At 67.1% G+C, this 14,011-nt stretch carries 13 protein-coding genes; 8 read left to right on the top strand and 5 right to left on the bottom strand.

Annotated elements, in window-relative coordinates; translation table 11 throughout:
* Positions 1–14: 14 nt before the first annotated feature.
* Positions 15–2,273: a xanthine dehydrogenase family protein molybdopterin-binding subunit gene (locus A3AG_RS0120055; RefSeq protein ID WP_018007145.1), complete on the top strand. Its 2,259-nt coding sequence runs from the start codon at positions 15–17 to the stop codon at positions 2,271–2,273.
* A gap of 218 nt (positions 2,274–2,491) precedes the next feature.
* Positions 2,492–2,779, top strand: coding sequence for a helix-turn-helix domain-containing protein (locus tag A3AG_RS0120050; protein WP_026164332.1), 288 nt, complete (start codon positions 2,492–2,494; stop codon positions 2,777–2,779).
* 82 nt (positions 2,780–2,861) lie between these two features.
* On the opposite strand, the gene A3AG_RS0120045 is transcribed toward A3AG_RS0120050, so the two are convergent.
* Positions 2,862–3,248: a hypothetical protein gene (locus A3AG_RS0120045; protein WP_018007143.1), complete on the bottom strand. Its 387-nt coding sequence runs from the start codon at positions 3,246–3,248 to the stop codon at positions 2,862–2,864.
* Positions 3,249–3,703: 455 nt separating this feature from the next.
* Here A3AG_RS0120045 and A3AG_RS0120040 point away from each other — a divergent pair, with 455 nt between their 5' ends.
* The 3 genes from A3AG_RS0120040 to groL all read left to right on the top strand — a co-directional run bounded on the left by A3AG_RS0120040 (position 3,704) and on the right by groL (position 6,909).
* The gene (locus A3AG_RS0120040; RefSeq protein WP_018007142.1) at positions 3,704–4,642 is read left to right on the top strand and encodes a hypothetical protein; all 939 of its coding nucleotides are present in this window, start codon (positions 3,704–3,706) and stop codon (positions 4,640–4,642) included.
* A 285-nt stretch (positions 4,643–4,927) separates the two neighbouring features.
* Positions 4,928–5,218, top strand: a complete 291-nt coding sequence (groES, locus tag A3AG_RS0120035; protein WP_008644494.1) for a co-chaperone GroES — start codon at positions 4,928–4,930, stop codon at positions 5,216–5,218.
* A gap of 47 nt (positions 5,219–5,265) precedes the next feature.
* On the top strand, positions 5,266–6,909 hold the full coding sequence (gene groL, locus A3AG_RS0120030; protein WP_018007141.1) for a chaperonin GroEL: 1,644 nt from the start codon (positions 5,266–5,268) through the stop codon (positions 6,907–6,909).
* Positions 6,910–7,074: 165 nt separating this feature from the next.
* Here the strand turns inward: groL and A3AG_RS0120025 are convergent, their stop codons facing one another.
* Positions 7,075–9,318: a TonB-dependent receptor gene (locus tag A3AG_RS0120025; RefSeq protein WP_035849266.1), complete on the bottom strand. Its 2,244-nt coding sequence runs from the start codon at positions 9,316–9,318 to the stop codon at positions 7,075–7,077.
* Here A3AG_RS0120025 and A3AG_RS34060 point away from each other — a divergent pair.
* The 3 genes from A3AG_RS34060 (at position 9,317) to A3AG_RS0120015 (ending at position 10,945) form a co-directional block, all read left to right on the top strand.
* Positions 9,317–9,580, top strand: coding sequence for a hypothetical protein (locus tag A3AG_RS34060; protein WP_145987491.1), 264 nt, complete (start codon positions 9,317–9,319; stop codon positions 9,578–9,580). The two genes, A3AG_RS0120025 and A3AG_RS34060, sit on opposite strands and share 2 nt — an antisense overlap.
* On the top strand, positions 9,577–10,428 hold the full coding sequence (locus A3AG_RS31805) for an HpcH/HpaI aldolase/citrate lyase family protein (RefSeq protein WP_240619898.1): 852 nt from the start codon (positions 9,577–9,579) through the stop codon (positions 10,426–10,428). The genes A3AG_RS34060 and A3AG_RS31805 overlap by 4 nt, the downstream gene beginning before the upstream one ends.
* A gap of 70 nt (positions 10,429–10,498) precedes the next feature.
* A complete protein-coding gene (locus A3AG_RS0120015; protein ID WP_018007139.1) occupies positions 10,499–10,945 on the top strand; it encodes a ParB N-terminal domain-containing protein in 447 nt (148 codons plus the stop codon).
* A gap of 38 nt (positions 10,946–10,983) precedes the next feature.
* Here A3AG_RS0120015 and A3AG_RS0120010 read toward each other — a convergent pair whose 3' ends face one another.
* The 3 genes from A3AG_RS0120010 to A3AG_RS0120000 form a co-directional block, all read right to left on the bottom strand.
* Positions 10,984–11,757, bottom strand: a complete 774-nt coding sequence (locus A3AG_RS0120010; RefSeq protein WP_018007138.1) for a metallophosphoesterase — start codon at positions 11,755–11,757, stop codon at positions 10,984–10,986.
* Between the two features lie 213 nt (positions 11,758–11,970).
* Positions 11,971–12,942, bottom strand: a complete 972-nt coding sequence (locus A3AG_RS0120005; RefSeq protein WP_018007137.1) for a type II secretion system F family protein — start codon at positions 12,940–12,942, stop codon at positions 11,971–11,973.
* Between the two features lie 73 nt (positions 12,943–13,015).
* The gene (locus A3AG_RS0120000) at positions 13,016–13,993 is read right to left on the bottom strand and encodes a type II secretion system F family protein (protein WP_018007136.1); all 978 of its coding nucleotides are present in this window, start codon (positions 13,991–13,993) and stop codon (positions 13,016–13,018) included.
* Positions 13,994–14,011 lie beyond the last annotated feature (18 nt).

Below are 14,011 nucleotides of genomic sequence, written 5' to 3'. Positions count from 1 at the left end.
GGGAGCGAACCGATATGCGTATCCGAGGCATCGAAGCCCTGGCCGGCGGCCAGGCAGGCAATAGCGGCGAAACGCGTGCCGACGCCGGCGTGGCGACGCTGGACCGCCGCAGTTTTCTCAAGCTGACCGGCCTGGCCGGCGGCGGGCTGGCGCTGGGCGTGGCAACGCTGGCGCAGGCGCAGGAAGGCGGCAAGCCCAAGGCGCCGCCGCCGGCGCCGCAGGCGTTCCTGATCATCGCGCCGGACAACACCGTGACCGTGGCCGTGAACCGGCTGGAATTCGGCCAGGGCGTGCATACCGCGCTGCCGATGGCGCTGGCCGAAGAGCTGGACGCCGACTGGCGCAACGTGCGCGCGGCGCTGGCCCCGGCGGGCGATCCGTACAAGGATCCCGGCTTCGGCATGCAGATGACCGGCGGCTCCACCGCGCTGAACCATTCGTTCCAGCAGTACCGCGAACTCGGCGCGCGCGCCCGCGCGATGCTGGTCGCGGCCGCGGCGCAGCGCTGGAAGGTCGACCCGGCCAGCTGCAAGGTCGAGCAGGGCGTGATCACGTCCGGCAGCCAGCGCGCCACCTTCGGTGAACTGGCGCCGGCGGCGATGGAGCTGCCGGTGCCGCAGCAGGTCACGCTGAAGGACCCCGCGCAGTTCCGCATCGTCGGCAAGCCCACGCCGCGGCTGGATGCGCGCGGCAAGATGGAAGCGACCACGCCCTTCGGCATCGACACCCAGCTCAAGGGCATGGTGGTGGCGGTGGTGGCGCGGCCGCCCCGCTTCGGCGGCAAGGTCAAAAGCTTCAGCGCCGACAAGGCCCGTGCGGTGCCGGGCGTGCGCGGCGTGCTGCAGGTGCCGGTCGACCGCGGCGGCAGCGGCGTGGCCGTGATCGCCAGCGGCTACTGGCCCGCCAAGATGGGCCGCGATGCGCTCGAGGTCCAGTGGGAGGACACCGGCTCGAAAGTCTCGTCGCAGGCCTTGTTCGAGACATACGCGAAGCTGGCCGGCCAGCAGGGCACGGTCGCGCGCGCGGGCGAGGGCGATATCGCCGCGGCGATCCAGCGCGCGCCGCGCAAGATCGAGGCGGACTTCCGCTTCCCGTACCTGGCGCACGCGCCGATGGAGCCGCTGAACTGCACGCTGCAGCCCGAGGTGGCCGGCGGCAAGGTGCAATCGGTCAAGGTCTGGGTGGGCTCGCAGTTCCAGACCGTCGACCAGGCCGCGGTGGCGCGCACGCTGGGGCTGGCGCCGGACAAGGTGGTGCTCAACACCATGATGGCCGGCGGCGGCTTCGGCCGGCGCGCGGTGCCGACCTCCGACTACATCGTCGAAGCGGCCAACGTGCTCAAGGCCTGGGTTGCCGCGGGCCACACCGAGCCGCTCAAGGTGGTGTGGAGCCGCGAGGACGATATCCGCGGCGGCTACTACCGCCCGCTGCACCTGCACCGCGCGCGCATCGGCCTGGACGCGCAGGGCAAGGTGGTGGGCTGGCAGCACACCATTGTCGGCCAGTCGATCCTGAAGGGCACGCCGTTCGAGCCGTTCATGGTCAAGAACGGCGTCGACGCCACCATGACCGAGGGCATTGTCGAGAACGACTACGACCTGCCGCTGCAGATGTCGGTGCACCACCCGCAGGTGGACGTGCCGGTGCTGTGGTGGCGCTCGGTCGGCAATACCCACACCGCTTTCGTCAAGGAAACGCTGGCCGACGAGATGGCCGCCGCCGCGAAGCAGGATCCGGTGGCATTCCGCCTGGCGCGCCTCGACGAAAAGAAGCACGCGCGCCATCGCGCCGCGTTGCAGCTGGCGGTGGACAAGTCCGGCTACGGCAAGCGCAAGCTGCCCAGGGGGCATGCCTGGGGCGTGGCGGTGCATGAGTCATTCAGCACCGTGGTGGCCTATGTGGTCGACGTCTCGGTGGTGAAGGGCGAGCCGCGCGTGCACCGCGTCACCGCCGGCGTGCATGCCAACCGCGTGGTCAATCCGTTGTCGGCGGAAGCCCAGATCCAGGGCGCCTGCGTGTTCGGGCTGGCCATGACCCGGCCGGGGTTTGCCATCGAGATCGAGAACGGCGCGGTGAAGAACAGCAACTTTTCGGACTTCCCGCCGCCGCGCATCACCGACGCGCCGGTGGTGGACGTGTTCTTCGTGCCGTCGCAGGACAACCCCACCGGGCTGGGCGAACCCGGGGTGCCGCCGATCGCGCCGGCGGTGGCCAATGCGTTGTTTGCGCTGACCGGCAAGCGCCAGCGGCAATTGCCGTTTGTGATGGCCTGAGCCCTGCGTTGGCGGGCGGACGGGCGGCACGGGCGCTGTTGTAATCGCGCCAGTGTCCGCCCGGCCGTGGCAGCACCCTATTGCCTTTGCGGGGCGAGCCGCGTAGAACGGGGAAAACCGCGCGCGCCACGCCGCGTGGCAAGAATGACTTCCGCATCGCCCCCGACGCCGCGTGATCGCCCGGCCCGGGCGCCGTGCCCGGAGACCGAGGTGTGATCATGGAGACCCAGGAAAGTACCCTGACGCTGGCGCTGATGACCGAACCCGCGCGCGTCCGCATCTGCCGCGCGCTGCTCGAAGCCGGCGAGGCCGGGCTGCCGGCCACCGACCTGGCACAGGTGGCGCGACTGAGCCTGGGGCGTGCCGGCCATGTGTTCTCCGAGCTGGTGCAGGCCGACGTGCTGGCGCTGTCGATCCAGGAGCGGCGGGTCTGCTATGTGCTGAAGGCGCGCCGCGCCGTCACCGAAGCGCTGGGCTATATCGATGCCAGCGGACTGGCCGACTGAGTGCCGCAAGAACGGGCCCCGCGGGGCCCGTTTGCATTGGCGCGGCGGCGCATGCCTTGCCGCGAACCCTGAGACCGCTGCGTCACTGTTTCGGCGCCGCCATTTCCTGGCGGGCCGCGGCGTCCGCGGCCTTGTTCTCGACCTTGCGCTCCTGTTTGGCAGCGCCGACTTCGTCCTTGTACTCGCCCTTGGCGGCCTTCTTTTTCGCCTTGTATTCAGCGGCGGCCTCGCGGCGTGCCTCGCGCCGCTCGACCAGCGGGTCCTTGGGCGGCTGGATCTGGGTCACGCCGGGCGCGGCGGCCTGTCCGCCTGCCGGGCTGGCCGCGGTCGCCGGCACGGCGGGGGTCGCGGGTGTTGCCGGCATGCCCTGCGCGGCAGGGGTGGCCGGCGTTGCCGGAGTGGCGGGCGTGGCGGTGGTCTGTGCGATGGCCGCGGCACAGCCGAGGCCTGCCAGGCCTGCTGCAATCACGCTGGCGATTCGGGTGTGGCGAGCGGGTTGTTTCGGGTCGGAAGCGCCGTGATACCGGTCCGGCGCGACGTATACCGCACACGCCTGCCTGGCAGGCCGTGCGGCGACAAGGCCAGTCTAGGCAGCGGGTGGGCCTGGCGCTGTCGGGCATGCGCCGATGCGAGGCCGGAATTGTTCCTACAAGCGCGGCGGCAGGCCGCCCGCCCTCCTGGCATGGCGGGCGTGGAGGGTGACCTCGGCCGGCCGCGCCATAGCCGTTCAAGATTCTTTAATTCGGCGTCAATAAGATTCACTTCTGCGGTGGCGGCACTTCCGCCACCATGGCCCCCACCAAGCGTGACGCCGCGGTCCGCCAGCCTGGACCGGTCGCCGGTGACGCCGTGGTCACGGCGTCAATGCCGCGTGCGATGGCACAGGAGCGGACGAGAAAAACGATGCGAGCGCAAGGCCCACTGATGTTCATGTTGCTGGCCGGCCTTGCGGCGGCGCCGGTGCCCGCGCTGGCGCAGGCCGAGCCGACGTTTCGCGTGGTCGGCGCCAATGTGCAGAAGCACGCCAGTGCGGTGCTGACGTTGATGTCGTTCGCGGTCGTGCCGGACCTGGCTTCCAGCTCGCTTTCCATCAGCAATGCCAACACGGAGAGCCCGGACCTAACCCTGTGGCAGCTGGGCGGGGGCTTTACGCTGAGCCAGTCGTTTCCGCTCTATCTGGAAGGGTCGATCGCCTACAACCGCTACGACCCCACCTTTGTCGCCTCCAACGGGCTGGAATCGCGCAAGCTGCCGACCAAATGGAACACGTTCGCCGGCACGGTCGGCGTCGGCTGGGACTTTCCGCTGATCCCGAGCAAGGAACTGGTGTTCCGCCCCATCTTCAACGCCTCGCTGGGGCGTGTCGCCAGCGACCTGTCCATCGCCCAGTTCGCGGTCGAGCACAAGACCGACCGCGACATCGCCTTCCTCGACGACGGCGTCATGAATGCCTATGGCCTGGGCGGATCGGTGATGCTCGACTGGGAAAGCCACCGCGACAACCGCGATATCGACGTGGAACTGCGCTATACCAACATCTACCTGCGCAGCTTCGGCGACTCGTCCGGCGTGGAGGCCTCGTCCGCCGCGCAGACCGCCAGCCTGTACGCGCGCTGGCGGGCCCCGACCGGCATGCGCGCGCTCGACCGGCCGGTGCGCTACGTACTGGAACTGTCGCACTCGCATTACTTCGGCAACCAGGCGGGTGCGCTGGGATTCAACTACCTCACCACGCTGGGCACCGGCCTCGAACTCGATACCAGCGCCCACGAAGTATTCGTGACGCGGATCCGCGCGGTGGTGCGCTATGTCTTCGGCAACAACGTCTCGGGCGTGTCGTTTGGCCTGGCCGCGAGTTTCTAGCGTTCTCCGCCACATGGGCACAGGTCGCCGCAGGCCCGGCGTATGCCAGGCGTTCCCTGGCGCGGGAAAGCGCCGGCCCTGAAATCCCCATGTGCGCTGCGCCCGTCCCCCGGGAAAACCCGCATCCAGCGCCTGTCTTGAAATGCCCCTACCCCGTCCCTATAATTAGCACTCGTCAGGGGTGAGTGCTAACAGCCTCTGCGACACCTGAACATTTCTGACGGCCGTCGCCTCGGTAGCCGGCCGATTTGTGATCAAAAACTCACTTTGTATCTAGGAGTCCGTATGAATCTGCGTCCTCTGCACGACCGCGTGATCGTGAAGCGTCTGGACAACGAAACCAAGACCGCGTCCGGTATCGTGATTCCCGACAACGCTGCCGAGAAGCCCGATCAAGGCGAAGTGCTGGCAATCGGTCCCGGCAAGAAGGATGACAAGGGCAACAACATCGCCCTGGACGTCAAGGTCGGCGATCGCGTGCTGTTCGGCAAGTATGCCGGCCAGGGCGTGAAGGTGGATGGCCAGGAACTGCTGGTCATGCGCGAAGAAGACATCATGGCCGTGGTCAACAAGTAATCCGTTACTTGTAGCCCCACCCGTACAGATTTCAGGAGAATCAGAACATGGCAGCAAAAGACGTAGTGTTCGGCGACGCCGCCCGTGCCAAGATGGTCGAAGGCGTGAACATCCTCGCCAACGCCGTTAAAGTGACGCTGGGCCCGAAGGGCCGCAACGTGGTGCTGGAGCGCAGCTTCGGCGGCCCGACCGTGACCAAGGACGGCGTGTCCGTGGCCAAGGAAATCGAGCTGAAGGACAAGCTGCAGAACATGGGCGCCCAGATGGTCAAGGAAGTGGCTTCCAAGACCAGCGACAACGCCGGTGACGGTACCACCACCGCAACCGTGCTGGCCCAGTCGATCGTGCGCGAAGGCATGAAGTTCGTCGCCGCCGGCATGAACCCGATGGACCTGAAGCGCGGTATCGACAAGGCTGTCGGCGCCGCCGTGGAAGAGCTGAAGAAGATCAGCAAGCCCACCACCACCAGCAAGGAAATCGCCCAGGTTGGCGCGATCTCGGCCAACAGCGACGCCTCGATCGGCGAGCGCATCGCCGAAGCCATGGACAAGGTCGGCAAGGAAGGCGTGATCACCGTCGAAGACGGCAAGTCGCTGGCCGACGAGCTGGAAGTCGTGGAAGGCATGCAGTTCGACCGCGGCTACCTGTCGCCGTACTTCATCAACAACCCGGAAAAGCAGGTTGTCGCGCTGGACAACCCGTTCGTGCTGCTGTTCGACAAGAAGATCAGCAACATCCGCGACCTGCTGCCGGTGCTGGAGCAAGTGGCCAAGGCCGGCCGCCCGCTGCTGATCATCGCTGAAGACGTCGAGGGCGAAGCCCTGGCGACCCTGGTGGTCAACAACATCCGTGGCATCCTGAAGACCGCCGCCGTCAAGGCCCCGGGCTTCGGCGACCGCCGCAAGGCCATGCTGGAAGACATCGCCATCCTGACCGGCGGCACCGTCATCGCCGAGGAAGTCGGCCTGACGCTGGAAAAGGCGACCCTGAACGACCTGGGCCAGGCCAAGCGCATCGAGATCGGCAAGGAAAACACCATCATCATCGATGGCGCCGGTGACGCTGCTGGCATCGAAGGCCGCGTGAAGCAGATCCGCGCCCAGATCGAAGAAGCGACCTCGGACTACGACCGCGAGAAGCTGCAAGAGCGCGTGGCCAAGCTGGCCGGCGGTGTTGCCGTGATCAAGGTTGGCGCTGCCACCGAAGTCGAAATGAAGGAAAAGAAGGCCCGCGTGGAAGACGCCCTGCACGCCACCCGCGCTGCGGTGGAAGAAGGCATCGTCCCCGGCGGTGGTGTGGCCCTGCTGCGCGCCCGCGCCGCGATCTCGGGTTTGCAAGGCGACAACGCCGACCAGAACGCCGGTATCAAGATCGTGCTGCGTGCGATGGAAGAGCCGCTGCGCCAGATCGTGCTGAACGCCGGTGAAGAAGCTTCGGTGGTCGTTGCCAAGGTGATCGAAGGCAAGGGCAACTACGGCTACAACGCCGCTTCGGGCGAGTACGGCGACCTGGTGGAAATGGGCGTGCTGGACCCGACCAAGGTCACCCGCACCGCACTGCAGAACGCCGCTTCGGTGGCTTCGCTGATGCTGACCACCGACTGCGCCGTGGCCGAAACGCCGAAGGAAGAGTCGGCACCGGCAATGCCGGGCGGCATGGGCGGCATGGGCGGCATGGAAGGCATGATGTAATTTGTGCCGACTGACTGCCGGCGGGGCGTCACCGCCCGAGCCGGCAGGCTGTCTGAACAAAAACCCCCGCGGGCGAGAGTCCGCGGGGGTTTTTGTTTTGGTCTAGCCGCGCTCCGCTGGATGCACCGACACGATACGCAGCGGTGATCCGTGTCCGGCCAACGTTCAGAAATCCACCGTGGCCGACAGCAGCACCGTGCGCGGCGCCGCCAGTGAAAAGCCACCCCATGAGGTCACGCCTGCCCAGTAGTCGCGGTCGAACACGTTAAGCACGTTGGCGCGCAACGTGGTGGTCTTGCCCCCGAACCTGGTGGTGTAGCGCGCGCCGACGTCAAAGCGCGTCCAGGCCGGCAGGCTGGCGGTGTTGGCCTGGTTCACGTACTGCCGGCCGGTGTAGAGCATGGCGCCGGTCAGTGTCAGGCCCGGTACCCATGGCAGGTCCCATTCGGCACCGAGGTTGGCCTGCATGTCCGGCACGCCGATCGCGGTCTTGCCGACACTGGCGGCGCTCGGTGATCTGGTGATCTCGCCGTCGATCAGCGTGACGCCGCCAAGCAGGCGCACGCGCGGCACGACTTCACCGAACACGTTGAACTCGAGCCCGCGGTTGCGCTGCTCGCCATTGACGGAGAACACGTTGTTATCGAGCTGCCCGGTGGGCTTGGCGATCTGGAAAGCCGCCAGTGTGGTGGTGAAGCGGCCGAAGTCGAACTTGGTGCCGATCTCGTACTGGTCCGCCTTGTATGGCGCAAAGGCTTCACCGGCATTGCTGGCCGTGGGCGGCGCCACGTCGCCGCGGCTCAGGCCCTGAATGTAGTTGGCGTAGACCGACCACCGCTGCGTCGGCTGCACCACCACGCCCACCATCGGCGTGGTGGCGCTTTCGTCGTAGTAGGTAGATACCGCGCCGGTAGCCTGGTTGTAGTTGCGTGTCCTGACGCGTTGCTGACGCAGGCCAAGCGTCAGCAGCACGCGTTCGTCAAGGAACGACATGGTGTCGGACAGCGCCACGCCGCTCAGGTCGGTGGCGGTCAGGCGCGGCACCGTCGACGGCGCCTGCAGGCCCTGCGCGGGCTGCGTCACCGGATCGTAGATGTTGGAGGCCACCGGCGTGCCCGAGGTGAACGCGCGGTCGAAGCGCTCGGTATAGGCGCTGGCCTGCAGCGTGACCGCATGTTTGACCGCACCCGTGGCAAAGCGTGCGCGCAAGCCGCCGTCGAAGGTGCCGCGGTCGACCTTGAATTTGTAGAAGGTGGGGGTGCTCAGGGTATCGCCCTGTGCATTGGTGATGATCGGCGTGGTGCCGAAGAGCCGGTCGACGCGGCTCCACCCGCCGCCTGCGCTGGCGAACGTCGTCAGTGAATCGTTGATGTCGTACTCGGCATGGAACAGCACCGCTTCCTCGCGGCCCTTGGAGTACTCCCACGGCTGCGTGACATTGCGCCGGCCGTCAGGCGCTCCCGGAACCGCCAGCCCGGGCGAAATCATCAGCGGCCGCCCCGGCGCATCGATGCGCTCCTCCTGCGCCAGCACGTCCAGCGACGCGCGCAGACGCTTGCCGCGATAGTCCAGCGCGAGCGCGCCCACCGGCGCCTTGCGCGACTGGTTGTCGGCGGTGGTGTCGCCGTTGTAGTAGCTGCCGTTGGCGCGGATGCCCCATTCGCGGTCCTCGCCGAAGCGGCGCGCCACGTCGAGGTGGCCGCCGAACTGCGTGTCGGACGCGTAGCTGGCGGTGAACCGGGTCAGGTTCTCGCCGGCGCGCTTTGGCACGATGTTGATCACGCCGCCGACGCCGCTGTTGGGCGACATGCCGTACAGCAGCGCGGCGGGGCCCTTCAGCACCTCGACCCGTTCGGCGTAGCCGGTGAATACGCGGTAGCTGGGCGCAATGCCATACAGGCCGTTGAAGGCGATTTCCCCCGAGTTGGATTCATTGATCGGAAAGCCGCGGATGTAGAACGTGTCGATATTGGCCCCCGCCAGTCCGGTGGCGCGTACCGAGGGATCCTTGCTGAGTGCCTCGGCCACGGTGGCGGACTGCTGGTTCTGGATCAGCTCGGCGGTGTAGCTGGTCAGGTTGAAGGGCGCCTTCATGATGGTGGTGTCGCCGAGCATGCCGAGCCTGCCGCCGCGGGCGACCTGGCCGCCGGCATACGGCGGCGGGGGCTGGTCTGGCTCGGCGCTGGCGCTGACGGTCACCTGCGGCAGGGTCGGCGCTGCCAGCCGCGGCGCGGTGACACCGTCCGCTGTGCCAGCCTCCTGCGCGCTGGCCGTTTGTAGCTGGAAGGTGACCAGCACACCCATCAGCAAGCGCAACGGCGCGAGCGGCGGGCAGCTGCGTGGGCAGCGCGGCGCAGCAAGACGGGCAAGGGGAGCGCGCACGCGCCCCCGGTGGTTAGTGACCGACATGACAAAACCTCTTTTTGCTAAGGCTGGAACTCAGGGAGGGGGCGACGAGCGCGCCTTCTGTGTGCGCCGCAAAAAAATGGTATTGCAAATGCGAATCGTTATCAACGAAATTGATTGGAATTCGATGCGATCTGCCGAAACCGTCAAAGCACTAACTACGCGATCGCCGGAGCGAAATCGGAAATTTCCGCAATTGCAGCGAGAAATCGCGGTTACGACAGTTGCCGCAGACCACGCAAGCTGGGAGCCACGTGCCATATGAAGCCACCCGTGACCTACCTGTTCGTGCCCGGCAACCGGCCGGAACGCTTCGACAAAGCCGTGCGGGCCATGCCCGACGCGGTCATCCTCGACCTGGAGGATGCGGTGCACCCGGCCGCCAAGGAGGCAGCGCGCGCGGCCGTGGCACGCTGGCATGCCGCCACGCCGGCCGGCGGCGCGCGCCGCCATATCCGCATCAACGCCGCGTCCACCGCGGAGTTCGAAGCGACCTGGCGTGGCTGCTGGCGCTGCCGTCGTCCCGGCGCTGCGACGCCATCGTGCTGCCCAAGGCGGAAGCGCCGCAGCAGGTCGCTCAACTGGCGCAATGGCTGCACCGCTGGCAGCCCCATGCCGAACTTGTGGCGATCATCGAGACCGCTCGCGGGCTGGCCCATGTCGAGGCAATTGCGGCGGTGCCCGGCCGTGTCACGGCTGGCCTCCGGCTCGCTCGACTTCTCGCTGGATCTCGGCTGCGAGGAAGCCCCTGAAGCCTTCCTGCATGCGCGCAGCCGCATTGTGCTGGCATCACGCCTGGCCTCCCTGCCAGCCCCGGTCGACGGGATTACGCCTGACTTTGCCAGGCTGGACGCCGTGCGTGCCGATGCCGCGCATGCGCGCCGCCTGGGCTTCGGCGCCAAGCTGTGCATCCACCCGGTACAGGTCTCGCCGGTGCGCGAGATCTTCGCGCCCGATGCGCTCAGGCTCGACTGGGCGCAGCGCGTGCTGGTCGCGGCGCAGGACAACCACGCGGTCCAGGTCGACGGCAAGATGGTGGACCTGCCGCTGATCGAGCAGGCCCAGCGCGTGCTGCTTGCGCAGAGCACGGATCGCAAGCCTGCAGCCACCTGAGCGCCCGGCATCGCCGCCATTTTTCGCGTCTCATCTTCGGCCCCGGCCGGGGCCAGTCCAGGAGCAGCAGATGTACCCGACTGAAAAGGAACCCGACGCGCTTGCACGTGCCAGCGCCGCCTACGGCATTGCCTTGCGGCCACTGTCCTCGTTGCGCCAGTCTGAACAAGTGGACTTTGAAGGCGTCTGGCTGCTGACGGACCTGATCGCCGGCGAGGGCTGCTGGCGCAAGCCCATCGTGGTGGAAACCACGCAGGGCATCATCATGGATGGCAACCATCGGCTGCGCGCGGCGATGCGGCTCGGGCTGCGCGCGGTGCCGTGCATCCTGCTGCGCTACGACGACGCGCGCGTGCGCGTTCGCGACTGGAACACCGGCGAGCCATTCGAGATCGGGCACATCTTTCGCACCATTGCCGCTGGCGCGCTGTTCCCGTACAAGACCACGCGGCACTTCTTCGAGCCGCGGCTGCCGGACACGTCGGTGCCGCTGGCGCGGCTAAGGGGGGCCGCGTGAGCCGCGCGTCCCCATGACGGCGCAAAGGCGTGGGCGCGTCAGACCTCGACCACGCAGCACCAGTCGAAGGCCTTGTTCTCCAGCTCGCCGGTACGGCGGCTGACATAGCCGCGCGGGTTGCACACCACGCGCGAGTTGTCGACACAGTAGTCGAAGCTGGTGTGGGTATGACCGTGGATCCACAGGTCCGCTTGCGCGACCAGGTCGGGGCGGCGGGACAGGAAGCCGCCGGAGACCAGGTCGTGGGAGAAGCGCGGATCGAGGCTGCCGAGGTCCGGGCCGTGGTGCGTGACCACGACGGTCTTGCCGGCGTAGGGCAGCGCCAGCTGCACCTGCAGCCAGTCAGAGGCGGCCAGGTGGCGTGCCAGTGCGTCCTGCGGCGTGAACTGGCGCATGTGGCCGTCGTCACCGCGGATTTCGATCAGCCGGTGGTCGAACATCGCTTTCGCGCACGCCTGCATCGCCTCGTCGCGCCGCTCGGTGCCGAACAGCGTGTAGTCGGTCCACCAGGTCGTGCCGATGATGCGCACGCCGTCGAATTCAGCCACCTTGCCATCGAGCAGGCGCACCCGCGGATGCGCTGCCGCGGCCTCGGCCATCTGCCGGTCCACGGTGTCGAAATCGCTCTCGTAGTACTCGTGGTTGCCCGGCACATAGACCACCGGCTGGCTGAAGGTGCTGGCCGCCCAGTCGATGCCGTCGCGGCCGTTGGCGATGTCGCCTGCAAGTATCACGAGATCGGCGTCGCACGCGGGCACGGATTGCGGCAGGTGGTGTTCGATGTGGAGGTCGCTCAGGATGCGTAGCTTCATCGGGACTCCAGGCGGGTAGGGCGCGCGCTGCGTGACCTCGGCGGCGGGCGGGGGGACTGCCTGCATTCTTCAGAAGCCCGCCCGCCAGGTCAAGACCCGGGATTCGCCCGGCAAAGCAAAAAAGCCCGGAACCTGGGTTCCGGGCAACTGACTGTCTTGCCGGCATTGCACCGGGAGACAGCCGGGGGAAACGGTCACGGTTTCCCGGAAGTCTTATCCTCCTTGTCCCGCCATGGTCGGCAGCAGCACGCGGTAGATCTGGATGAAGGCCGGCCCCAGCAGCACCAGCAGCAATGACGGGAAGATGGTGAAGATCAGCGGGAACAGCAGCTTCAGCGCAATCTTGGCCGCCTGCTCCTCGGCACGCATGCGGCGCTTGGTGCGCAGCATGTCGGACAGCACGCGCAGCGACTCGCCCAGGCTGGTGCCGAAGCGGTCGGCCTGGACCAGCATCGACGCAAACTTGTCGACGTCTTCGACGCCGGTGCGCAGCGACAGGTTGGTCAGCGCCTTTTCCTTCGAGAAGCCCGAGCGCAGTTCCAGCAGCATCAGCTGCAGTTCATCGGCCAGCACCGGGCAGCGCAGCGCCAGTTCGTCGGCCACGCGCATCAGCGCCGCGTCCAGGCCGAGCCCGGCTTCGACGCAGACCGTCAGCAGGTCGATCACGTCGGGGAATTCTTCGAAGACGGTGCGCTGGCGCTGGGAGACTTTGCGGGCGAGGACGAAGTTCGGCAGGTAGTAGCCGATGGCGCCCAGCAGCGCGAGGACTGCGAACATCAGGTTGCGCTCCTGGAGCGCTGGCTGGCCACTGAGGGCGATCAGCCCGATCATCGGCAGCGCCACCGCCAGCACGGTCTTTGCGCCAAAATACAGCGGTGCGGCTTGCGCGCCGCGCCAGCCGGCGTTCATGAAACGCACGCGCAGCTGCGAGTTCTCCCAGCCTTCCTTGGGCAGCGACAGGCGTGACACGGGCCTGGACCACTGAACCAGCTTGTCGATCCATGCGTGCTGCCTGCCTGCGTCCGGTACCAGCCCGCCTTGGCCGGCGAGCTGCTCCATGCGGCCGCGCAGGCGATTTGGCGAGAGCACGTGCAGCACGCCGAACACAGCGCCGAACGCGGCAACAAAGATCAGGCCCAGTATGATCAGTTGGTCGGCCTGCAACCCCTGGATAATGCCTTGCATGATGGACTCCCGTCAGGTGGCTGTCCTTGCCTGTTATGGTTCTGTCTGGCCCTTGGTTTGCCGGAGGCGGGTCTCACACGCGGATGCGGATAATCTTGCGCATCCACAGCACGCCCATGGACATCGAGAACAGCGCGCCGCCCACCATCTGCAGGCCGATCGGGTCTTGCCACAGGACCCGCATGAAGCCGGGGTTGACCACCATGACAAGCCCGGCGGTGCAGAAGGGCAGCAAACCGAGGATCCACGCGGACAGCCGGCCTTCGGCGGACAGGACGCGGATCTTGTCGAACAATTTGAGGCGTTCTCGCACCAGGTTGCCGATGGTGTCGAGAATCTCGGCCAGGTTGCCGCCGCTCTCGCGCTGGATCAGCACCGCGATGACGAAGTAGCGCAGGTCATTGACCGGCACACGCATGGCAAGGTTGGTCATGGCTTCGTCCAGCGCCACGCCGTAGTTGATTTCCTCGAAGGTGGTGCGGAATTCCGGCCCGATCGGCGCCTTCATCTCCTCTCCGACCATGCCGAGCGCGCCGCTGAAGGCATGGCCGGCGCGCAGCGCGCGGCTAATCATGTCGACCGCGTCCGGCAGCTGCGCTTCCAGTTTCTTCAACCGCTTCTGGCGCAAGCGGATCACGTGCAGCACGGGCAGTATCCCGGCCAGCGCGGCGCCGGCAAGCATCAGCGGCAACGGTACCGGCAACAGCGGCACCAGTGCCACCGTGCACAGCACCACCAGCCCGCAGTAGCCCAGCAACTGGGCCACGGACCACGTGCTGCCGGATTGCTCCAGCCAGCGGTCGAGCATGCCGATGCGGGGCACGCTCATCAGCAGCCTCTCCATGCGTGGCGATTCGCTGAGCATGCGCTTTTTCAGTATCGACAGGCGCTCGGCACTGACCTGCCCGCCCGCGGACAGCGCTCGCAGCCGAGCCTCGATGCGCCTGGCAGCGGGGCCGTGTACGTTGTTCCACCACAGATAGATGCCCTCGACGCACAGCACTACGGCAACGAACAGCAGGATGCCGAAGGCATAGAAGATCGTACTCATGTGTATCTCCCCCGGAAT

Origin of the sequence: Cupriavidus neocaledonicus, from assembly GCF_000372525.1 — a bacterium.
GTDB lineage: Bacteria > Pseudomonadota > Gammaproteobacteria > Burkholderiales > Burkholderiaceae > Cupriavidus > Cupriavidus neocaledonicus.
The sequence above is the reverse complement of the archived record's forward strand: the minus strand, read 5'-3'. Positions and strand labels throughout refer to the sequence as shown.

Coding starts and splice junctions, on each gene's coding strand:
- A3AG_RS0120055 (WP_018007145.1), top strand. CDS start 15: ATGCGTATCCGAGGCATCGAAGCCCTGGCCGGCGGCCAGGCAGGCAAT.
- groES (WP_008644494.1), top strand. CDS start 4,928: ATGAATCTGCGTCCTCTGCACGACCGCGTGATCGTGAAGCGTCTGGAC.
- A3AG_RS0120000 (WP_018007136.1), bottom strand. CDS start 13,993: ATGAGTACGATCTTCTATGCCTTCGGCATCCTGCTGTTCGTTGCCGTA.
- A3AG_RS0120050 (WP_026164332.1), top strand. CDS start 2,492: ATGGAGACCCAGGAAAGTACCCTGACGCTGGCGCTGATGACCGAACCC.
- A3AG_RS0120015 (WP_018007139.1), top strand. CDS start 10,499: ATGTACCCGACTGAAAAGGAACCCGACGCGCTTGCACGTGCCAGCGCC.
- A3AG_RS34060 (WP_145987491.1), top strand. CDS start 9,317: ATGACAAAACCTCTTTTTGCTAAGGCTGGAACTCAGGGAGGGGGCGAC.
- A3AG_RS0120005 (WP_018007137.1), bottom strand. CDS start 12,942: ATGCAAGGCATTATCCAGGGGTTGCAGGCCGACCAACTGATCATACTG.
- groL (WP_018007141.1), top strand. CDS start 5,266: ATGGCAGCAAAAGACGTAGTGTTCGGCGACGCCGCCCGTGCCAAGATG.
- A3AG_RS0120040 (WP_018007142.1), top strand. CDS start 3,704: ATGTTCATGTTGCTGGCCGGCCTTGCGGCGGCGCCGGTGCCCGCGCTG.
- A3AG_RS0120025 (WP_035849266.1), bottom strand. CDS start 9,318: ATGTCGGTCACTAACCACCGGGGGCGCGTGCGCGCTCCCCTTGCCCGT.
- A3AG_RS31805 (WP_240619898.1), top strand. CDS start 9,577: ATGAAGCCACCCGTGACCTACCTGTTCGTGCCCGGCAACCGGCCGGAA.
- A3AG_RS0120010 (WP_018007138.1), bottom strand. CDS start 11,757: ATGAAGCTACGCATCCTGAGCGACCTCCACATCGAACACCACCTGCCG.